Here is a 20368-nt window from a genome sequence, read left to right as displayed (position 1 = left end):
CGCGGCATGCAGCTACGAAGTCGCGAGCTGCATGCCGCTTCCGCCTACACGCTCCGCGCCTCGCGTCTGAACAGCACGTACAGCGCCGGCAGCACCAGCAGCGTCAGCACCGTCGACGAGATGATGCCGCCGATCACGACAGTGGCGAGCGGGCGCTGGACCTCGGCGCCGGCGCCGGTCGCGATCGCCATCGGCACGAAGCCGAGCGAGGCGACGAGCGCCGTCATCAGCACCGGCCGCAATCGCGCCAGCGCGCCCTCCTCCACCGCCGCGCGGACGGAGCGGCCCTCCTGGCGCAGCCGTTCGATGAAGGCGATGATGACCAGGCCATTGAGCACGGCGACGCCTGACAGCGCGATGAATCCGACGCCGGCCGAGATCGACAGCGGCAGGCCGCGCAGCAGCAGCGCGGCGATGCCGCCGGTCAGCGCCAATGGCACGCCGGAGAACACCAGCGCGGCGTCGGCAAACGAGCCCATGCTCATGAACAGCAGCAGGAACACCAGCGCCAGCGCGATCGGCACCACGATCGTGAGACGCTTGGTCGCCGACACCAGTTGCTCGAACTGGCCGCCCCAGCCGATCCAATAGCCCGGCGGCAGCTTGACCTTCTCGGCGACCGCGGCCTGCGCGTCGGTCACGAACGAGCCGAGGTCGCGGGCGCGAACATTGGCTGACACGACGATCCGCCGCTTGCCGTTCTCGCGACTGACCTGGTTCGGCCCCGGCGCCGAGGCGACCGCGGCCACCGACGACAGCGGCACATAGCGCGGCTGTGTGACCGAGGAGAACGCGGTGCGCAGCGGCGCGGCATTCGCCTCCTCACCCGCCGGCAGCGGAATCGGGATCGCGCGGATCGCATCGAGATTGCCGCGCAGACGCTCGGGGAGCCGGACGACGATGTCGAAGCGGCGGTCGCCGTCGAACAGCTTCCCAGCGGCCTTGCCGCCGATCGCGATCTCCACCACGCTCTGCACCTCGGCCACGCTGAGGCCGTAACGCGACAGCGCCTGACGGTCGATCCTGACGGTCAGGATCGGCAGGCCCGCGACCTGCTCGGTCTTGACGTCGGTGGCGCCATTGACGCCGCGGATCGCGGCTTCGACCTGGCGCGCCGCCCCCTGCAGGATGTCGAGATCGTCGCCGAAGATCTTGATGCCGACGTCGCTGCGCACGCCGGAGATCAGCTCGTTGAAGCGCAACTGGATCGGCTGCGAGATCTCGTAGTTGCTGCCGGGGATCTCGTCGGCCGCCGCCTCGATCTCGGCGACGAGCTGCGCCTTCGGCTTCGCATGGTCGGGCCACTCCTCGCGCGGCTTCAGCATGATGTAACCGTCACCCTGCGACGGCGCCATCGGATCGGTCGCCACCTCCGCCGTGCCGATGCGGGTGAAGACGTCCTTTACTTCGGGGATGCGCCGCAGCCGCGCATCAAGCGCCTTCTGCAGATCGACCGAGAGGGTGAGGCTCGTTCCGGGGATGCGCAACGCCGCGAGCGCGACGTCGCCCTCGTCGAGGCTCGGGATGAACTCGCCGCCCATGCGCGTCGCGGCAAAGCCGCTCGCCGCGACGATCATCACGGCGACCGCCGCGACCATCAGGCGGTGCGCGATCACGCCGCGCAGCAGCGGCGCGTAGATCCGCCGCGCGCCGCGCATGACGAGATTCTCCTGTTCGGAGACCTCGCCGGTGACGAAGATCGCGACCGCAGCCGGCACGAAGGTGATGGAGAACAGCACGGCGGCGGCGAGCGCCATCAGCACCGTCAGCGCCATCGGCGTGAACATCTTGCCCTCGACGCCGGTCAGGGTCAGCACCGGCAGATAGACCACGGCGATGATGCCGGTGCCGAACAGGCTCGGCCCGATCACCTCGCGCGCGCCGCTGACGATGGTCTGCAACCGCTCGGCGGTCGTGAGCCGTCCGCCCTTGCGATGCTGCGCCTGGGCCAGCAGCCGCAGGCAGTTCTCGACGATGATGACGGCGCCATCGACGATGATGCCGAAATCGATCGCGCCAAGACTCATCAGGTTGGCGCTGACCTTGCTCTCGACCATGCCGGTGATGGTCATCGCCATCGACAGCGGGATGATGCAGGCGGTGACCAGCGCGGCCCGGATGTTGCCGAGCAGCAGGAACAGCACGACGACGACCAGCGCGGCGCCTTCGAGCAGGTTCTTCTCCACGGTGCGGATCGTCGCTTCGACCAGATGGGTGCGGTCGTAGAGCGTGCGCGTGACCACGCCCTCGGGCAGCGATTTGGCGATGTCGTCGAGCCGGGCCGCGACGCGCTGCGCCACGGCGCGGCTGTTCTCGCCGATCAGGAGCATCGCCGTGCCGAGGATCGTCTCCTCGCCGTTGAGCGTCGCCGCTCCCGTGCGCAGGTCGCGCCCTTCGCTGACCTCGGCGACGTCGCCGATGCGCACCGGCGTGCCGCCGCGGGCGCCGATCACGATGTCCTTCAGCTCGGCGGCGCTGCCGACCTGGCCCGGCGCACGCACCAGATATTGCTCGCCATTGCGCTCGATATAGCCGGCGCCGACATTGGCGTTGTTGGACGCCAGCGCGGCGATGACGTCGCGGAAGCTGATCTTGTAGGCCATCAGGCGGCCGGGATCGGGCAGCACGTGGAACTGGCGCTCGAAGCCGCCGATGGTGTTGACCTCGATCACGCCCGGCACGCCGCGCAGCTGTGGCCGGATGATCCAGTCCTGAATGGTGCGCAGATCGGTCGGCGAGTAGTCCGCGCCGTCAGGCGTCTTGGCGCCGGGCCTGGCTTCGACCGCATACATGAAGATCTCGCCGAGCCCGGTCGAGAGCGGTCCCATCGCCACCTCGACGCCCGGCGGCAGCTGGTCCTTGATCTGCTGGATGCGCTCGTTGACGAGCTGGCGGGCGAAATAGATGTCGGTGCCGTCCTGGAACACGACGGTGACCTGGCTCAGCCCATAGCGCGACAGCGAGCGGGTGTAGTCCAACTTCGGCAGGCCGCCCATCGCGGTCTCGACCGGGAAGGTGATGCGCTGCTCGGTCTCGAGCGGCGAGTAGCCGGGCGCCTTGGTGTTGATCTGCACCTGCACGTTGGTGATATCTGGCACGGCGTCGATCGGCAGCCGGGTGAAATTCCAGGCGCCGAAGCCGGCCGCGGCGAGCGCGACGAGCAGCACCAGCCAGCGCTGGCGCACGGCGAAGGCGAGGAGCGCGTCAATCATGCTCGGCCTCCCCCTTGCCCATCTCCGCTTTCACCACAAAACTGTTCTCGGCGACGTAGTGTTCACCGGCGGCGAGGCCGTCGCGGATCTCGACATGGGTCGGGTCGGATTCGCCGGTGACCACCGGGCGCGCCTCGATCTTGTCGCCCTCCTCGCGCACGAACACGACGGTCTTGTTCTCCAGGGTCTGGATCGCGCTGGCGCGGACCGCCACGGCGACGCTGCGCTTGGCGAGAACCAGCTGCGCGGTGACGAACAGGCCCGGACGCAGCCGGCCGTCGGGATTGGCCAGCACGACGCGGGCGAGCGCGGTCTGCGTTTCGCTGGCGCCGACCGGCGCGATGTAGGAGACGTGGCCGCGGATCGCGCCGCGGCCGTCATCGGGGTCGATCAGCACCTCGTCGTCGAGGCGGACGCGCCGGAGATCCTGGCGGTAGATCGACAGGTCGACCCAGATCGTGGAGAGATCGGCGACCACGAAGGCCGGCTTCTGCTCGGAGGCGTATTCGCCGAGCGAGATCTGGCGGTCGATGATGGTGCCGCCGATCGGCGCCTTGAGATCATACGCCGTCAGGCTCTGATTGCTCTCGATCGCGGCGAGCAGCTCGTCCTTGGCGACGGTGTCGCCGATGCGCTTCTTGATGGCACGGACGATGCCGGGAAAGCGCGGCGTCACCTGCACCAATGCTTCCTGGTTGGCGCGCAGCACGCCGTTGAACGATAGCGTATCCGACAAGGTCGCGGGTCCGGCTTCGGCGAGCGCGACGCCGGCCGCGGCGAGCTTCACGTCGCTGATGCGGATGCGGTCGGCGCCATGTTCGTCCTGCTCGACATGATCCTTCGGCGCCGCCTTCTCGGCATGATCGGCATGGCCGACCGTTGCGTCGGCATGCGGCTCCGCCTCGCCCAGCAGGCGCGATGCGCCGGCGCCGGCCGCGGCGGCGAGGACGGCAATCAGGATGACGGTGAATGGTCTCATCGCGCGGTCTCCCGTGCCAGGGTGAAGGGACGGCCGACCAGGCCTTCGATCGTCGCCACGGCGACATGGATGTTCTGCAGCGCCTCCTGCTCGCGCAGCCGCGCCTGCGCTACGCTCGCCTGCGCGTCCAGCACTTCGAGCAAAGAGAAGCGGCCGGCGCTGTAGCCCTGCGCGATCTCGTCGGCGGCCTCCTGCGCCTTCGGTATTGCGATCTCGCGCAGCACGGACAATTCGCGCAGCGAGCCTTGCAGCGAATCGTAGGCGCGGCCGGCGATCACCAGCAGCGCGTTGCGGTTGGCCTTGCGCTCGGCTTCGGTCTTGGCGAGGCTTTCCTGCGCCGAGAGGATGTTGCCCTGGTTCTGGTCGAACACCGGGATCGGCACGGAGACGCTGAGCCTGACCGCATCGTCCTGGGTGTCGTTGAAGTGGCGCCAGCCGGCGCCGACGCGGACATCGGGATAGGGCTTGAGCCGGGCCAGCAGCAGCTCGGCATTACGCTGGGCGTAGACCGCGGTCCAGCGGACGAGCTGCGGATTGGCATCGACGGCCGCGATCACGGTTTGGAACGCCGGCGGCTGGCCGGTCGCATCGAAACGGCCGGTGACGGCCGGAAGCTTCGCCGAGCTGTCGCCGATCAGCACGGCGAGCTCGCGGCGCGCGCTCGACAGCGTCGCCTTGACGCGCTCGCGATCGGCCCGCACCAGCGCCGAGGCGACCTCGGCACGGCCGGTCTCCGCCGGCGACGACGCGCCCGCCTCGACGCGACGGCGCAGCAGCGGCGTCAGGCGATCGAGCGCTGCGACCTGATCGTCGAGGATCTGGATGCGCCGCTGCGTGGCGAGCACGGTGACGAAGGCGATCGCGGTCTCCGACAGCACTTCCAGCCGCACCGCCTGGCGCTGGATCTCGGCGACCCGTACGCCGGCCTGGCCGGCGGCGATGCGCGCGTCACGCTTGCCGAACCATTCGAACGCCTGGCTGATCTGCAAGGTGGTCTCGGCCGACCGCGTGCCGCGATATTGACCCGAGCCGAATGAATTGTCCTGCTCATAGGACAGCTCGGGATTGAGCAGCGCGCCCGCCTGCAGCCGCTGGCCGGAGGCGATGCCGATGTCGCGGTCGGCGGCGGACAGCCGCGGATTGGCGGCGAGCGCGCGCGACAGCGCCGCGCGGAGGGTCAGCGTCTGCGCCGCTGACGCGTGCACGGACAGAACGAGCAGGGCCGCGGCGCCGATGGCGCGCGCAGCCATCCCGGGGAATGGCATGAGATGAACCTGTCTGGACGGGCAAGGATGGACGGCGTCGGCCGTCCGGCACGTTGCGTCAGCTCAGGTGTCTTGGCGGCGGAGACTCGGACTCGGGAAGGATGCCTGCACTGAGCAGGGGAACGGCCCAGCCGGTCGCGGCCACGACCTCGGCCGGGACGGCGGCAAACTGCGGCTGCGGCACGGCCACCGAGAAGCAGCCATGGCAATGATGGTCGGCGACGCCGCGCTGATCGGTGTGGCCCGCCCGGTCGAGCAGCGACGCGATCTCCGGCTTGCCGGCGAAGGGATGGGCGACGTCGATGTCACAGGCGCCGTGCAGCGCGCCGGCGAGAACATAGGCGAGCATCAGGCAGGCAGCCACGATCCGGCGCAGCATGCGCGGACGACTCGTGATGTCTCGTTTGCCAATGCTGCGCACCGCGCCCCCTGTTCGGCCAGCGGATAGCACGCGGCCGGCGCGGTTGTCGATCAGCAACAATGTAACAAGAGGAACCGGGAACGGCGCGCCTGGCGCGGCACAGCGTGCATCCGCCGCGATCGGCCGAAGGAGCGCCCGAGTGCCGATTTCCGGAACGCGCGTGGACCCGTGCGATCACCGGCAAGCCGTGGCGCATGAGCGCGCCGTATTGGCGGCATGCAGCGTGCTTGATTGACTCGCCGCCTTCGCAAACTAAGGTTCGCGTCGCGGAACATGCAGGGCGCGAACTCATCGAACACGCGATGCGCCGCGCGAAGGATCGGAAGACAGATGACGTTGGCGATGAGCTGGGACGAGTGGGCCCGGCATGATGGCATGGCGCTGGCGGCGCGCGTTCGCAATGGCGAACTGACGGCGGCGGAGCTGGCGCGGCAGGCGGCTGAAGGCATTGCCAAGGTCGATCCCGCGCTGTCGGGCGTGGTCGAGGTCTTTGCCGACGCCGTCGAAGATCCCATCAAGGCGGGCGCCAATGCCGACGGCGCCTTCGCCGGCCTGCCGTTCCTGATGAAGGATCTCGGACCGACCATGGCCGGGCGGCTGCAGGAGCAGGGCTCGCTCTACATGCGCGGCAACCGCCCCGCCGCCGACACGCATCTCACGGGGAAGATGCGCAAGGCCGGCCTCAACCTGATGGGGCGCACCACGACGCCGGAGTTCGGCGTCTGCAGCTCGGCGGAGAACCCGGCCGTCTACGTCACGCGCAATCCCTGGAACACGGACTACACGACCTGCGGCTCCTCGGCCGGCAGCGCGGCGATGGTCGCCGCCGGCGTCGTGCCGATCGCGCATGCGACCGATGGCGGCGGCTCGATCCGGATTCCCGCCGGCGTCAACGGCAATATCGGCCTGAAGGTCTCGCGCGGCGTGTTCTCGATCGCGCCGCATCTGTCGGATCTCTCCGGGCTGGTCTCGATCCAGGGCTGCCAGTCGCGCAGCGTGCGCGACACCGCGGCGTTCGTCGACCATTGCCGCGGCGGCGCGCCGGGTGAGTTCATGCCGTACTGGACCACGCCGGAGCCGTATGTCGAGCTGATCAAGCGCGATCCCGGCAAGCTGAAAATCGCGCTGTCGCATCAATGGGGCGACTATCGCGCCACCCCGCACATCGCGGCCGAGCTGGCGCGCGTCGGCAAGTTCCTGGAAGGCCTCGGCCATCACGTCGGCTACGCGCTGCCGGACGTCGATTATCGCGCCGCGTTCGCCGCGCAGACGACCTGCTACATCTCCAACTTCGCGATCGTCATCAACAACCTGCTCGCGTCGCGCAAGCTCGAGCGGCCGCCGGCCGAGCTGATCGAGCCGATCAACATCCGCATCTGGGAAGCGGGTCGCGATACGAGCTTTGCCGAGCGCGCGGCGATGCAGGCGGTGTTCAACACGACGTCGCGTACCTTCGGTGCCTTCTTCGAGGATTGGGACATCATCCTCACTCCGATCACGGCCCTGCCGACGCCGAAGATCGGCACCACCGAATATCTGACCATCAGCGACAATCCGTCCGTGCTCGACTGGTTCGAGAACCTGTGGCGCAACTTCGCCTTCACGCCGCTCGCCAATCTCTGCGGCATCCCTGCGATCTCGCTGCCGCTCGCGACCAACGAGCACGGCCTGCCGCTCGGCATCCAGGCGATCGGCAAGCAGGCCGACGACGGCCTGCTGCTGCAGCTCGCAGCCCAGATCGAGCGCGCGATCGACGGCAAGTGGAACGGCGGTGCGACACCCGCCGTGCATGTGACCAAAGCCTGAGCCGCGACCACGGGCCACTGATCCGTCGTTGCCCGTCGATCGTTGCCCAGCGTGGATGGTGCCGGCCGGAGCCGGCGCCGCGCACTGGTCGGCGAGGACGAACATGATGAGCGAACGGATCGCGACCCGTTCCGGCACGGCGGCGGCAAAAGCGGCCCTGGCCCGGCGCGGCACGCCCGTCTCGTGGTGACGCCATGCCGAAGATGCGGCGCAAGGCGGACTTGCCGACCAAACTATGCGCTGCGTGCGGCCGCCCATTTGCGTGGCGGCGCAAATGGGCACGCGATTGGGACGAGGTGAAATACTGCTCGGACCGCTGCCGATCCGACCGCGGCCGGACGGCCGCTGCGATGCCCAGGAGCCGAGGAGAGCTAGCATCATGATGTCCGGCGTCCCCGCTCCGATGCGCATTCTCGGCCTTGCCGGGCTGATTCCATTCGCGAGCCTCGCGGCATTGGTGATCGCAGGTGACGATCCGATCCGGCAGGCCGCGCTGCGCGCGCAGATCGGCTATGGCGCGGTCATCGTGAGCTTTCTCGGCGCGATCCATTGGGGCGTCGCCGTGCAGACGCCGGCCCTGGCCGGCTGGCCGCGCATCAGCTGGGGGGTGACACCGTCTTTGCTCGGCTGGGTCGCGCTGCTGCTGCCGCCGCTGCCCGCTTTGGTGCTGCTCGCAGTCGCGCTGCTGACGGCGCTGATCTCCGATGAGTACAGCTTCGGCGGCGACGACCCGCGCGCCTGGTTCCTGAAGCTGCGGCGGCTGCTCAGCATCGGTGCGATCCTCTCTCTGCTTGCCACGCTGATAGGCATCGTGGTCGAAGGCGCGCCCTGACGGCCACCGTTCTGGACAACGCAGCAATCCCTCGGGCAAGCTCGCATATCCACTCGCGAGGCGCCATGAACATCCTGCTGCTCAATCCCAACATCCGCACCGACATCACCGAGCTGATGCTGCAGGTCGGCCGCGAGGCCGCCGCGCCCGGCACCACGCTGATCCCCTGCACCGCGCCGCGCGGCGTACCCTATATCGCCACCCGCGCCGAAGCGCAGATCGGCGGCGCGGTGGCGCTTGAGATGCTGGCGGAACGCAACGGCACGTTCGATGCCGCGATCATCGCCGCGTTCGGCGATCCCGGCCTGTTCGCGGCGCGCGAGCTGTTCGACGTGCCGGTGATCGGGCTTGCGGAAGCGGCGATGCTGACGGCCTGCATGGCCGGCCGGCGCTTCGCGATCGTCACCTTCGCGCAGGCGCTTGGCCCCTGGTACGAGGAGTGCGTGCGCATGCACGGGCTGATGGAGCGCTGCGCCGGCATCCGCATGCTCGACGGCAGCTTCAAGCAGATCTCCGACGTGCAGCACGAGAAGGAAGAGCTGCTGGTCGAGTTGGCGCTGCGCGCGGTCGAGGAGAACGACGCCGACGTGCTGATCTTTGCCGGCGCGCCGCTGTCGGGCCTTGCCGCGCGCGTCGCGCACCGCATTCCCGTGCCCGTGGTCGACCAGGTGATCGCGGCGGTGAAGCAGGCCGAGGCACTGCTGGCGCTGAGGATGCGCAAGGCCACCGCCGGCACCTTCCGCCGCCCGGCCGCGAAGCCGACGACGGGGCTGCCGGAGGCCTTGGCCGCGCGACTGGAGCATCGCGACGGATAGTTGGGCCGAGCCAATCTTGTTAGCTGGCGCTCGGGGCGAAACTCGTCCTACTCCCCTACCCCCACTTCCACTTCTGTACACAAGCCGCCGCCGCTGCCTGAAAAGGCGGCACGCTTCTTGCTTTTTTAAACGAATAGAGCAGGAAGCCCATGGTCAGCGTATCGGACGCCAAGTCGCTCGTTCTGGATCGGATCACGCATCGCTTCGCCAGCGGAACGATGGCCGTCTCCGACATCAATCTCGACGTGAAAGGCGGCGAGATCATTGCCCTGCTCGGGCCCTCGGGCTGCGGCAAGACCACGCTTTTGCGCATCATCGCCGGCTTCATCGGCCAGAGCGAGGGGCGCGTCATCATCGGCAACGACGTCGTCGACGCGCTGCCGCCCAATCGCCGCGCGGTCGGCATCGTGTTCCAGAACTACGCGCTGTTTCCGCATCTCTCGATCACCGAGAATGTCGGCTACGGCCTCGCCGCGCGCGGCGTCGACAAGGCGACGCGCAACAAGGAGGCGCAGCGGCTGCTCGACATGGTGCAGCTCGGCCCGTTCGGCGAGCGGCTGCCGCGACAATTGTCCGGCGGCCAGCAGCAGCGCGTGGCGCTGGCGCGCGCGCTCGCGATCAAGCCGTCGATCCTGCTGCTCGATGAGCCGTTCGCCGCGCTCGACAAGAATCTGCGGCTGGACATGCAGATCGAGGTCAAGCGGCTGCAGCGCATGGCCGGCACGACCACGCTGATCGTGACCCACGACCAGGAGGAGGCGCTGTCGATGGCCGATCGCGTCGCGGTGCTCAGCCATGGCCATCTCGAACAGTTCGGCACACCGTCCGAGATCTACGACCAGCCGCAGACGCTGTTCGTGAACAGCTTCGTCGGCACCGCGAACAAGATGAAGGGCGTGGTCGTGACGGCCGATGCTAACGGCGTCAAGGTCGCGCTGGAGGCCGGCGGCGAGATCATCGCCCGAGCGCCGCAGCCGGTCCGTGCCTCCGACAAGGTCACCGTCTGCCTGCGTCCCGAGCATCTCACCTTCGTCGGCGATGACTCCGGCTTTGCCGGCGAGATCGGCATGGCGCTGCCGCTCGGCGCCACGGTGGTCCATGAGATCAAGGCGCGCGACGGATCGAGCATCAAGATTTCGCAGGCCCGCACCGGCGGCACGCCTTTGCGCGAGGCCGGCACGCCGGTGCGCGTCGCGCCGCTCGCGCCGGGCCTCGCCACCGTCTTCCCCCAATGAACCAACCGACACATCGGAGTGAAACATGATGCTTGATCGCCGCCGGCTCCTGACCAGCGCGTTGACGCTGGGAGCCATGCACGCCTTCCCCGGTCTCAGCCTCGCGCAGGCGCGTCCGCTGGTGTTCGCGACCTTCACCGGAAGCTGGGAGGAGGCGCACAAGGCGGTGCTGGTGCCCGCCTTCCGCAAGGCCAACGCTGATGCCGCGATCGTGCTCGATCCGATGCTGTCGGTCGACCAGATCGCCAAGGTCAACGCCGCCAAGGCCAATCCGCCGATCGACGTCATGCTGCACGATCCCGGTCCGGCGCTGGTCGCGATCGGACAGGATCTCGTCGAGCCCTACCCGGCCGACAAGAGCACCTATTTCAAGGACCTGATTCCCGAAGCGCAGGACGCCATGGGCCCGGCGCCGTTCTTCCAGGTCGTCGGCCTCACCTACAATCCCGAGACGGTGAAGACGCCGCCGACGTCGTGGGCCGATCTGTGGAAGCCCGAATTCAAGGGCAAGGTCGGCATCACCAATCTGAACTCCACGCTCGGCACCGGCTGGCTGGTCGAGATCGCGCGCATGCGCGGCGGCTCGGAGGCCAATGTCGATGAGGGCTTCAAGGCGCTGGAGGAGCTGAAGCCGAACCTCGCCGCCGTCGCCGCCAATCCGGGCGCGCTGGCGACCCTGTTCCAGCAGGGCCAGATCGACATCTCGCCCGGCAATTTCAACGCCATCCAGATCCTGAAGGCCCGGGGCGTGCCGGTCGAGTTCGTGGCGCCGAAGGAAGGCGCCATCGCCTTCAAGACCACCATCCACATCGTCAAGAACTCGCCGAACAAGGAGCTCGCCTTCAAGCTGATCGAGGCGGCGCTGTCGCCGGAGGTGCAGACGGCGCTGATGAACCCGCCCTACCTGATCGTGCCGACCAACACCAAGGTCGCGATGACCGGCGAGATCGCCAAGGTGCTGGCCAAGGACACCGCGGAGCTGAAGAAGAAGTTCGTGTTCCAGGACTGGAAGAAGATCAACGAGCAGCGCGCGTCCTGGATCGAGAAGTTCAACCGCGACATCAAGATCTGACGCGATGAAGAGCGCGACGGCAGCGCCTGGAGACGTGACCAGCTTCAGCCTGGGGCTTGCGCTGCCCCTGAGCCTGGCATTCGCCATCTTCTTCGTGCTGCCGCTGGCGCAACTTCTTTTTCTCTCGCTGCACAACGACACCGCGGCGACGGTGTGGGGGCTCGGCCAGTACATCAAGTTCCTGACCGACCCCTTCAGCCTCGCCGTGCTCGGCTCGACCTTGCTGCTCGGCGCCGAGGTGACGCTCGCCTGCCTCGTGCTCGGCTATCCCATCGCCTGGCTGTACCAGCGCTCCGGCAGCCGGGTGCAGACGCTCATCATCATGATCGTGCTGCTGCCGCTGCTCACCAGCGTCGTGGTCAGGACCTTCGCCTGGATCGTCATTCTGGGACGGCAGGGCATCATCAACTCCGTTCTGCAATCACTCGGGTTGATCGGCACGCCGCTGCGCATGATCTACACGCAAGGCGGGCTCATCGCCGCGCTTGCGCAGGTGCAGATGCCGCTGATGGTGCTGCCCCTGATCACGGCGATCGGCCGCATCGATCCCAACCTCTCCGACGCCTCGGCCTCGCTCGGCGCCGGCAGCTGGCGCACCTTCTTCAAGGTGATGCTGCCGCTGTCGATGCCCGGCATCATCGCCGGCTGCACATTGACCTATGCTGCGGCGATCACCGCCTTCATCACCCAGTCGCTGGTTGGCGGCGGCCAGATGCTGTTCATGCCGATGTATCTGTACCAGCAGGCTTCGACCCTGCAGAACTGGCCGTTCGCGGCGGCGATCTCGATCATCTTCCTGTTCGCGGTGCTCGCCATCGTCGCGCTGTTCTCGATGCTCGGGCGGCGTGCCCGCGGCTATGGAGAGGCGCGATGAGCAGGCGGCGAAAAAACTGGGAAGCGCTGAGCTTCCAGATCGTGATGACGGTCATTGCCATCATGGCGCTGATCCTGATCGTCTCGCCGTCGCTGGTCGTGGTCATCGTCTCCTTCACGTCCGGCTTCTCGCTGAAATTCCCGCCGCCCGGTTATTCGACGCGCTGGTACGTCGAATTGTGGAACGCCTGGCAACTGCAATTCGCCGCGCGCAACAGCGTCGTCGTCGCGCTGTGGTCGACGGGGCTCTCGATCGTGCTCGGGGTCGCCGCGGCGCTGGCGATCTCGCGCTCCAGGACGCTGACCGCAAAGCTCCTGGACTCCTTGTTCATGTCGCCGCTGGTGCTGCCCGCGCTCGCCTTCGGGCTTGCGGCGCTGATGTTCTTCTCGCTGGTCGGCCTGCCGGTGTCGCTGCTGACACTCGTCATCGGCCACACCATCGTCTGCGTGCCTTACGTCGTCCGCAACACCGTCGCCGCCCTGGCCCAGCTCGAGCCGACCTTGCTGGAAAGCTCGGCGATCCTCGGTGCCAGCAGGCTCTACACGTTCCGCCGCATCGTGCTGCCGCTGATCCGCCCCGGCATCATCTCCGGCGCGTTCATCGCCTTCATGTCGTCGTTCGACAACGTGCCGGTGTCGCTGTTCCTGCGCGATGCCGCCACCGACATGCTGCCGATCCGGATGTGGCAGGACCTCGAAGGCAAGCTCGACGTCACCATCGCTGCACTGTCGAGCGTGCTGATCATCGCCACGATCGCGCTGATGGCGATCATGGAGAGGACGACGGGACTGTCGAAGCGGCTGACGGATTAGTGGCGCGAGGTCGGGGGCCTCATGGATCGAGACGCGCCGCGAGGCGGCGCTCCTTACCATGAGGGTCAAGCGGCGGAGCGGCCGCTGCACACAGGACCATGAACATGCTGTCAGCGTGTTCATGGAGAGCAACCTCATGGAGAAGCGAGAAACCGATCGACCTTGCCGCGGGCGGGACGGCCGTGACTGCGCCCTCGCCCCTTATGGGAGAGGGCATTTACAATAGCGCAACGATCTCGGTCGGGTGAGGGGTCTGTCTCAACGAGTTGCGCTCGCGGAGAGGACCCCTCACCCGACCGAGCCTGAGGATCAGCCGGCGATGCCCTCTCCCACAAGGGGCGAGGGCACTGCATCGCGCAGCGTTGCGGAGGTTGCATCAAAAGACCAGAGATCGGGAAGCGAGAAGAGAGTCCGGCGCCGAAGCTGGAGCTACACGTGAACTATGAGCCGTGTGTTCATGGAGAGGGTGAATATCTCGCCGCGAAATCAGCCCTCATCCTGAGGAGCCCGCCGCAGGCGGGCGTCTCGAAGGACGGCCGCGCGCGACGCACTAGGCCCCACGAAAGATCGAATAGCCCCAGGGCGTGAATTTCAGCGGCAGGTGAAAATGCTCCTCGACCTTGTCGATCGCGAAGCGAAACGGCACAGTGGTGAGGAATTTCGTTTGAGCGTTTGCCCCGAAGAACTCGCCGACATGGAACAGCACCTCATACTCGCCGGCCGTGACGCCCTCGCCCTTGACGACTGGCGCCTGCAGCGTGCCGTCGGCGCCGAGCTGTCCCTCCGCGAGCAAGGTGCGATCCGGCGTCACGCGCCAAATCGCGACGCGCAGGCCACGCGCGGGGCGCCCGTTCGCCACGTCAACCGCATGAACCGAGATCCCGCCGGCCATCACCCACCTCATCCTGTCTTTGCTGCGATGATAGACGCGAAATCGGTCGTCGCGCCAGCCACGCAATGGACTGAGACATCATGTCCGTGACGGCATCCCAGATCGCAAGCGCTGTCCTGGAACGGCAGGCATCGGCCAGAGAGACGGCCGAGCAGGCGCTTGCGCGCATTGCCGCGGCGCGCCACCTCAACGCCGTCGTCACGATCGATCCCGAACGTACGTACGCTGAGGCCGATGCCGTCGACGCGCGTGTTGCAGTCGGAGAGCAGCTCCCGCTGGCTGGCGTGCCGATCGTGGTCAAGGACAACATCTGGGTCGAGGGTTGGCGCATCACGCAGGGCTCGCGGCTGTTCACCGATTTCATTGCGCCAGAGGATGCGATCGCCATCGCGCGGGTGCGGCGCGCTGGCGCCGTCATTGTCGGCATCGGCGCGACCTCCGAATTCGCTTGCAAGGGCGTGACGACCTCGCTCCTGTACGGGCCGACCCGCCATCCGCTGGATCAGCAGCTCACGCCCGGCGGCTCGTCCGGCGGGCCGGCTGCGGCGGTGGCGGCCGGGCTCGTGCCGCTCGCGATCGGCACCGATGCCGGCGGCTCGAGCCGCCGGCCGCCGGCCCATGTCGGCGTGGTCGGATTCAAGCCGTCCTACGGCGCGATCCCCTATGGGCCTGGCTTTGCCGAGCCGTTCTGGCGCATCTCGGTGATCGCGCCGATCGCCGCCGATGTCGCCGATGCCAGGCTTGCGTTCGAGGTCATGGCCGGTGCCGATCCGCGCGATCCCGATGCGTTCGATGTGGCCGCGGCCGATCAGGAGAAGCCGCTTCGCGTGACATTCTCGCCGCGGCTCGGCTTGGATGTCGCCGTCGATCACGAGGTGAGTGCCGGCTTGCAGCAGGCCGTCGCCCGGCTCCGCGCCAGTGGCATGACAATCGAGGACAAGAATCCGATCTGGCCGGCAGGGCTTGCCGAAGATGCGGTGATGCCGCTGCAGCACGCCGGGCTGGCCGCACTCTACGGCGAAGGCTTTCGCAGCGATCCCACGCAGTTCGACCCGGACATCGCCAAACAGATCGAGCGCGGCCTCGGCCTGAGCGGCGCAGACGTGGCGCGCGCGATGGAAGCGAGCACGCAGATCGCGCGCGCGTTTGCGGCGTTCTTCACCGCGGTCGACGTGCTGCTCGCGCCGACCGTGCCCTGCGTCGCCTGGCCGTTCACGCAGCTCGGCCCAGCGGAGATTGGTGGCAAACCCGCCATGCCGCGGGCGCACGCGGTGTTCACGCCTTACGCCAACCACGCCGGCGTGCCGGCGATCTCGATTCCGTGCGGGACCAATTCGCAGGGCCTGCCCTTCGGCCTGCAACTGATCGCCGCACGCGGGCGCGATCGGATGCTGCTGGACGTGGCGGCGCGGGCGGAGAGAGTGTTGCTTGGTTCGTTTGAATGAGCTCACGGCGGTCTTAACCTCGCCCCGCTTGCGGGGAGAGGTCGGATTGCATCGCCAGATGCAATCCGGGTGAGGGGGTACAGGTCCAACAACGAACACCACTCGTGCGGCTGCCCCTCACCCCAACCCTCTCCCCGTAAGAACGGGGAGAGGGAGCCCACCGGCTGCGAGGCGCGCGCACCGAACCAACTAACAGGCGACGACACCAGCCCGCCTGCTCACCCCTGCTCGAACTTCTTCGCCAATCTCGCCCGCGTGATGTGGCCGATCTGGTCGATCGCGTTGGCGATCTCGGTATCCATATCGTTGCCGATGCGGCGTTCCATCTCGGCGATGACCGAGGGACGGTCGGCGTGCAGCGCCAGAGCGACGATCAGCGGCATGCCGAACTTGTCGCGGTAGCGGCGGTTGATGTCGGCGACGCGCTCGAACTCGGCGCGCGAGAGCGCGGTGAAGCCGAGCCGACCCTGCTCGCCGATCGAGTCGTTCGTCATCTCACCCGCCAGCGCCTCGCGGCCGGCGAGCTCCGGATGGGCGCGGATCAGCTTCAGCTTCTCGTCGCGGCTCATGGCGCGGACGACGTTCATGAGCGTCGTATGCAGCGCATCCGCGGCGTCGTCGAAGGCGGACAGGCCGGCACGATAGGCGCGGTCGGCAATCTCCGGGGAGTGCTCGAAGATGTCGCCATAGCGCTCGACGAACAGCACGCGCGACATCTGCGACGGCCGCCATACGCCAGCCGGCGGATGCGTCCGGATCCAGTGCCGGGCGATGTCCAGCCGGGTCGCGACCCAGACCTTGTCATGACCCGTGATGTAGTCGAGGAAGCGCGCCAGCGCGGCCGCGCGCCCGGGGCGGCCGACCAGCCGGCAGTGCAGTCCGACCGACATCATGCGCGGGCTCTCCGCGCCCTCTGCGTAGAGCGTATCAAAGCTGTCCTTCAGATAGGCGAAGAACTGGGCGCCGGAGTTGAAGCCCTGCGGGGTGGCGAAGCGCATGTCGTTGGCATCGAGCGTATAGGGCACGATCAGTTGCGGGCCGTGCGGCCCCGCGATCCAGTACGGCAATTCGTCGGCATAGGAATCGGCGCTGTAGACGAAGCCCTGCTGGTTGAGGACGATGTCGAGCGTGCGCTCCGACGTGCGGCCCTGGTAGAAGCCGAGCGGCCGCTCGCCGGTCAGCTCGGTGTGGAGGCGGATCGCCTGCTCGATATCGGCGCGCTCGTCGGCCTCGGGGACATCGCGGTAGTCGATCCATTTCAGGCCGTGGGAGGCGATCTCCCAGCCGGCCTCCTTCATCGCCGCCACGGCATCTGGATTGCGGGCCATCGCGGTGGCGATGGCGAACACCGTGACCGGCAGCTTGCGGGCGGTGAACATCCGCCACAGCCGCCAGAAGCCGGCGCGCGAGCCGAACTCGTAGATCGACTCCATGTTCATGTGGCGCTGGCCCGGCCACGGCTGGGCGCCCACGATCTCGGACAGGAAGGCTTCGGAGGCAGCGTCACCGTGGAGGATGTTGTTCTCGCCGCCCTCCTCGTAGTTGATCACGAACTGCACCGCGATGCGGGCATCGCCGGGCCAGCGCGGATGCGGCGGCGTGCGGCCGTAGCCGACCATGTCGCGCGGATAGACGTCAGCACTCATCCGGCTCAGCTCCCGCGATAGGTCTGGTAGCTCCAGGGCGTCGCCAGCAGCGGCACATGGTAGTGCGCGCCGGCATCGGCGACGGAGAAGCGGAGCGGGATCAGATCGAGAAACAGCGGGTCGCCCAAGGCGAGGCCATGGGTCTTGAAATAAGCTCCCATATGGAAGGTCAGCATGTAGGTGCCGGTGGCGAAGTCATCGTCCGCCAGCATCGGCTGATCGGTCCGCCCGTCCGCATTGCTCCGCACCTGCTTGACGCGGCGCCAGGAGCCGTCCGGTTCGAGGACATCGAGATCGATCGCGACACCGGCCGCGGGCTTGCCCCTGACCGTATCCAGAATATGCGTGCTCAGCCGCCCCATGCATCGTTTCCTCTCTGCTGCCGGCTCGGAACCCTATCAGCGCCCGGTTAAAGGTTCGAGGCGATTTGCCGTTCAGTTGCAGCCTATGGGCTGGTCACGTCGCGCTCCCTGCCGAACCGCTCGACCAGGAAGTCGATGAACAGCCGCACCTTGACCGAGAGGTGCCGCGTCGGCGGATAGATCGCATAGAGCGCGAGCGGCGGCGCGGCGTAATCGGCGAGGATCGCGGTCAGCGCGCCGCTCTCGAGCGCGTCCGCCGCGATGAAGCGCGGGATCAGCGCAATGCCCTGTCCCTTGATGGCGACATCGCGCAGCACCTCGGCATTGTTGACGCACAACGACCACGCCGGCTGCACCCAATGGTCGCCGTCGCGGCCGGTGAGCTTCCACTGATTGCCGGTCAGCAGGAAGCCGTAGGTCAGCGCGGTGTGGCGGCGCAGCTCCTCCGGACTGCCGGGCGTGCCGTGCCGCGCCAGATAGGCCGGCGCGGCGCAGATGACGCGCTCCACCGGCATGATCCGCCGCGCCACCAGGCTCGACGATTCCAGCTCGGCGATCCGCAAGGTCACGTCGAAACCGTCCTGCACCGGATCGAGCAGGTCGTCGCTAAGCACGATCTGCAACTGCAGCTCGGGATAGCGGGCCATGAAATCGGCCACGACCGGCCCGAGCCGCATGGTGCCGAACGACATCGGCGCATTGACGCGCAACAGCCCACGCGGCGCGGCCTGCGACTGGCTGACGGCCTGATCGGCGGCGTCGAGCTCGGCGAGGATCGAGACTGCGCGCTCGAAATAGAGCTGTCCGGTCTCGGTCGGGCTGGCATGGCGGGTGGTGCGGACGATCAACTGCGCACCGAGGCTCTGCTCGAGCTCGCCGATATATTTCGAGATTGCCGAGCGCGACAGCCGAAGCTGCCGGCCGGCTTCGGCGAAGCTGCCGCTCTCGACCACCTTCACGAAGGCCCGCAGGCTGCTCAGCTTGTCCATGGGATCTCCGGGCCGTCATTGTCGCCAAATCGTAGACAGAGACGTCACAAGAGCACGGATTGTCTCCAAATCAAAGCAGACCAATATGGCGTCCAGGAATTCAAGCGGCCCTTTTGGGCCTACCGACAGGAGATTCACATGCCCGGACTTCACCACGTCACCGCCATCGCCGGCGACCCGATCCGCAATTTCGGCTTCTACACCCGCGACCTCGGGCTGCGCTTCGTCAAGAAGACGGTCAATTTCGACGATCCCGGCACCTATCACTTCTATTACGGCGACGAGACCGGCCGCCCCGGCACCATCCTGACCTTCTTCCCCTGGGCCGGCGTGCGGCCGGGCCGTCGCGGCGTCGGCGAGACCCACCAGACCGCGTTCCGCGTGCCGCAGCGCTCGCTCGGCTACTGGACGCAGCGCCTGACCGAGAAGGGCATCGCCTATGAGGCGCTGGAAAAGCGCTTCGGTGAATCCGTGCTGCCGTTCACCGATCCGGACGGCATGGCGCTCGCGCTGGTCGGCATCCCCGGCGCGGAGAACGAGCCCGGATACAGCAACGGCGACATCCCGGCCGAGCACGCCATCCGCGGCTTCCACGGCGTCACGCTGCTGCTCGACTCCGCCGAGAAGACCGCAGCCGTGCTGACCGACGTGTTCGGCTTTGCCGAGACGGGCCGCGAAGGCTCGGTGATCCGGTTCAAGGCGCCGGGCGATGCGCAAGGCAGCGTGGTCGACATCTACGAGGCCAAGGGCTTTCTACGCGGCGCGCAGGGCGCGGGCTCCGTCCACCACATCGCCTTCCGCGCCGCCGACGACGCCGCACAGGGCGTGATGGCGCGGCGGCTGGTCGATCGCCACGGCCTGCATCCGACCGAGCAGAAGGACCGCAACTACTTCCGCTCGATCTACTTCCGCGAGCCGGGCGGCGTGCTGTTCGAGATCGCGACCGACATCCCGGGCTTCGCGGTCGACGAGCCGGTCGCCGAGCTCGGACAAAACCTGAAGCTGCCCGCTTTCCTCGAATCGCATCGCAAGCAGATCGAGGGCGTGCTGCCCAACCTCGAGGAGGCCGCATCATGACCGCCACATTGTCCTTCACCCACCGCTTCCAGCCCGCAAGCGCGGACGGCGCAGCGCCGCTGCTGCTCCTGCACGGCACCGGCGGCGACGAGAACGATCTCTTGCCGCTCGGCGCCACGCTCTCGCCCGGCGCGGCTCTCCTCTCGCCACGCGGGCAGGTGCTCGAGCACGGCATGCCGCGCTTCTTCCGCCGCCTGGCGGAAGGTGTGTTCGACGAGGACGACGTCCGCCGCCGCGCGCGGGAGCTCGGCGCGTTCGTCGGCGAGGCGCGTCGGCACTACGGGATCGGAGCGCCGGTCGCGGTCGGCTACTCCAACGGCGCCAACATCGCCGCAGCGCTCCTGCTGTTGCAGCCGGAGACGCTGGCGGGCGCGGTGCTGTTCCGAGCCATGGTGCCGCTGAGCCAGCCGCCGGCGGTCAAGCTGACGCGTCAGCCGGTGCTGATGCTGTCGGGGCTGGCCGATCCGATCGTGCCCGCCAGCAATTCGGCGAAGCTGTGCACCGAGCTCACCGAGGCCGGCGCTGACGTGACCCACACGACGCTGCCGGCGGGGCACCAGCTGTCGCAGGCGGACATCGCGCTGGCGCGCGACTGGATCGCCGGACTGCCGCAGGCGATTGCCGCCTGAAGATG

19 protein-coding genes are annotated in these 20368 nt (G+C 67.8%); 11 read left to right on the top strand and 8 right to left on the bottom strand.

Annotation, left to right across the window (positions count from 1 at the left end; translation table 11 throughout):
• Positions 1-44: 44 nt before the first annotated feature.
• From QX010_RS26550 to QX010_RS26535, 4 genes are read right to left on the bottom strand one after another with little or no spacing between them, the layout of a single operon-like run.
• A complete protein-coding gene (locus tag QX010_RS26550; protein ID WP_316182829.1) occupies positions 45-3212 on the bottom strand; it encodes a CusA/CzcA family heavy metal efflux RND transporter in 3168 nt (1055 codons plus the stop codon).
• On the bottom strand, positions 3205-4191 hold the full coding sequence (ihpB, locus tag QX010_RS26545) for a divalent metal ion exporter adaptor subunit IhpB (RefSeq protein WP_316182828.1): 987 nt from the start codon (positions 4189-4191) through the stop codon (positions 3205-3207). The genes QX010_RS26550 and ihpB overlap by 8 nt, the downstream gene beginning before the upstream one ends.
• Complete coding sequence (gene ihpA, locus QX010_RS26540; protein ID WP_316182827.1) at positions 4188-5456, bottom strand: divalent metal ion exporter subunit IhpA; 1269 nt, start codon at positions 5454-5456, stop codon at positions 4188-4190. The genes ihpB and ihpA overlap by 4 nt, the downstream gene beginning before the upstream one ends.
• A gap of 58 nt (positions 5457-5514) precedes the next feature.
• Positions 5515-5934: a hypothetical protein gene (locus tag QX010_RS26535; protein WP_316182826.1), complete on the bottom strand. Its 420-nt coding sequence runs from the start codon at positions 5932-5934 to the stop codon at positions 5515-5517.
• Between the two features lie 273 nt (positions 5935-6207).
• Here QX010_RS26535 and QX010_RS26530 point away from each other — a divergent pair, with 273 nt between their 5' ends.
• From QX010_RS26530 to QX010_RS26495, 8 genes are all read left to right on the top strand, one after another.
• Complete coding sequence (locus QX010_RS26530) at positions 6208-7683, top strand: amidase (protein ID WP_316182825.1); 1476 nt, start codon at positions 6208-6210, stop codon at positions 7681-7683.
• A gap of 194 nt (positions 7684-7877) precedes the next feature.
• The gene (locus QX010_RS26525; RefSeq protein ID WP_316182824.1) at positions 7878-8066 is read left to right on the top strand and encodes a DUF2256 domain-containing protein; all 189 of its coding nucleotides are present in this window, start codon (positions 7878-7880) and stop codon (positions 8064-8066) included.
• Positions 8063-8515: a DUF3429 domain-containing protein gene (locus tag QX010_RS26520; RefSeq protein WP_316182823.1), complete on the top strand. Its 453-nt coding sequence runs from the start codon at positions 8063-8065 to the stop codon at positions 8513-8515. Before QX010_RS26525 ends, QX010_RS26520 begins: the two co-directional genes overlap by 4 nt.
• A gap of 65 nt (positions 8516-8580) precedes the next feature.
• Positions 8581-9330: an aspartate/glutamate racemase family protein gene (locus QX010_RS26515; protein ID WP_316182822.1), complete on the top strand. Its 750-nt coding sequence runs from the start codon at positions 8581-8583 to the stop codon at positions 9328-9330.
• Between the two features lie 149 nt (positions 9331-9479).
• Entirely contained in the window at positions 9480-10565 is a 1086-nt protein-coding gene (locus QX010_RS26510; RefSeq protein WP_316182821.1) for an ABC transporter ATP-binding protein, read from the top strand.
• Positions 10566-10590: 25 nt separating this feature from the next.
• Entirely contained in the window at positions 10591-11637 is a 1047-nt protein-coding gene (locus QX010_RS26505) for an ABC transporter substrate-binding protein (RefSeq protein ID WP_315805245.1), read from the top strand.
• Positions 11638-11641: 4 nt separating this feature from the next.
• A complete protein-coding gene (locus tag QX010_RS26500) occupies positions 11642-12511 on the top strand; it encodes an ABC transporter permease (RefSeq protein WP_316182820.1) in 870 nt (289 codons plus the stop codon).
• On the top strand, positions 12508-13323 hold the full coding sequence (locus QX010_RS26495) for an ABC transporter permease (RefSeq protein WP_316182819.1): 816 nt from the start codon (positions 12508-12510) through the stop codon (positions 13321-13323). Before QX010_RS26500 ends, QX010_RS26495 begins: the two co-directional genes overlap by 4 nt.
• Positions 13324-13873: 550 nt before the next feature.
• Here the strand turns inward: QX010_RS26495 and uraH (QX010_RS26490) are convergent.
• The gene (gene uraH / locus QX010_RS26490) at positions 13874-14215 is read right to left on the bottom strand and encodes a hydroxyisourate hydrolase (RefSeq protein WP_316182818.1); all 342 of its coding nucleotides are present in this window, start codon (positions 14213-14215) and stop codon (positions 13874-13876) included.
• Positions 14216-14295: 80 nt separating this feature from the next.
• Here uraH (QX010_RS26490) and QX010_RS26485 point away from each other — a divergent pair, with 80 nt between their 5' ends.
• On the top strand, positions 14296-15660 hold the full coding sequence (locus QX010_RS26485; protein WP_316182817.1) for an amidase: 1365 nt from the start codon (positions 14296-14298) through the stop codon (positions 15658-15660).
• Between the two features lie 218 nt (positions 15661-15878).
• Here QX010_RS26485 and puuE read toward each other — a convergent pair whose 3' ends face one another.
• From puuE to QX010_RS26470, 3 genes are all read right to left on the bottom strand, one after another.
• A complete protein-coding gene (gene puuE / locus QX010_RS26480) occupies positions 15879-17306 on the bottom strand; it encodes an allantoinase PuuE (protein WP_316182816.1) in 1428 nt (475 codons plus the stop codon).
• Positions 17307-17311: 5 nt separating this feature from the next.
• Complete coding sequence (uraH, locus tag QX010_RS26475; protein WP_315805251.1) at positions 17312-17668, bottom strand: hydroxyisourate hydrolase; 357 nt, start codon at positions 17666-17668, stop codon at positions 17312-17314.
• An 83-nt stretch (positions 17669-17751) separates the two neighbouring features.
• A complete protein-coding gene (locus tag QX010_RS26470) occupies positions 17752-18657 on the bottom strand; it encodes a LysR family transcriptional regulator (RefSeq protein WP_316182815.1) in 906 nt (301 codons plus the stop codon).
• A gap of 138 nt (positions 18658-18795) precedes the next feature.
• Here QX010_RS26470 and QX010_RS26465 point away from each other — a divergent pair, with 138 nt between their 5' ends.
• Together QX010_RS26465 and QX010_RS26460 are read left to right on the top strand one after the other, a co-directional pair.
• Positions 18796-19734, top strand: a complete 939-nt coding sequence (locus QX010_RS26465; protein WP_316182814.1) for a ring-cleaving dioxygenase — start codon at positions 18796-18798, stop codon at positions 19732-19734.
• Positions 19731-20363, top strand: coding sequence for an alpha/beta hydrolase (locus QX010_RS26460; RefSeq protein WP_316182813.1), 633 nt, complete (start codon positions 19731-19733; stop codon positions 20361-20363). The genes QX010_RS26465 and QX010_RS26460 overlap by 4 nt, the downstream gene beginning before the upstream one ends.
• The last annotated feature ends 5 nt before the right edge of the window (positions 20364-20368 follow it).

Source organism: Bradyrhizobium sp. SZCCHNRI1009 (assembly GCF_032487575.1).
Lineage (GTDB): Bacteria > Pseudomonadota > Alphaproteobacteria > Rhizobiales > Xanthobacteraceae > Bradyrhizobium.
The sequence above is the reverse complement of the archived record's forward strand: the minus strand, read 5'-3'. Positions and strand labels throughout refer to the sequence as shown.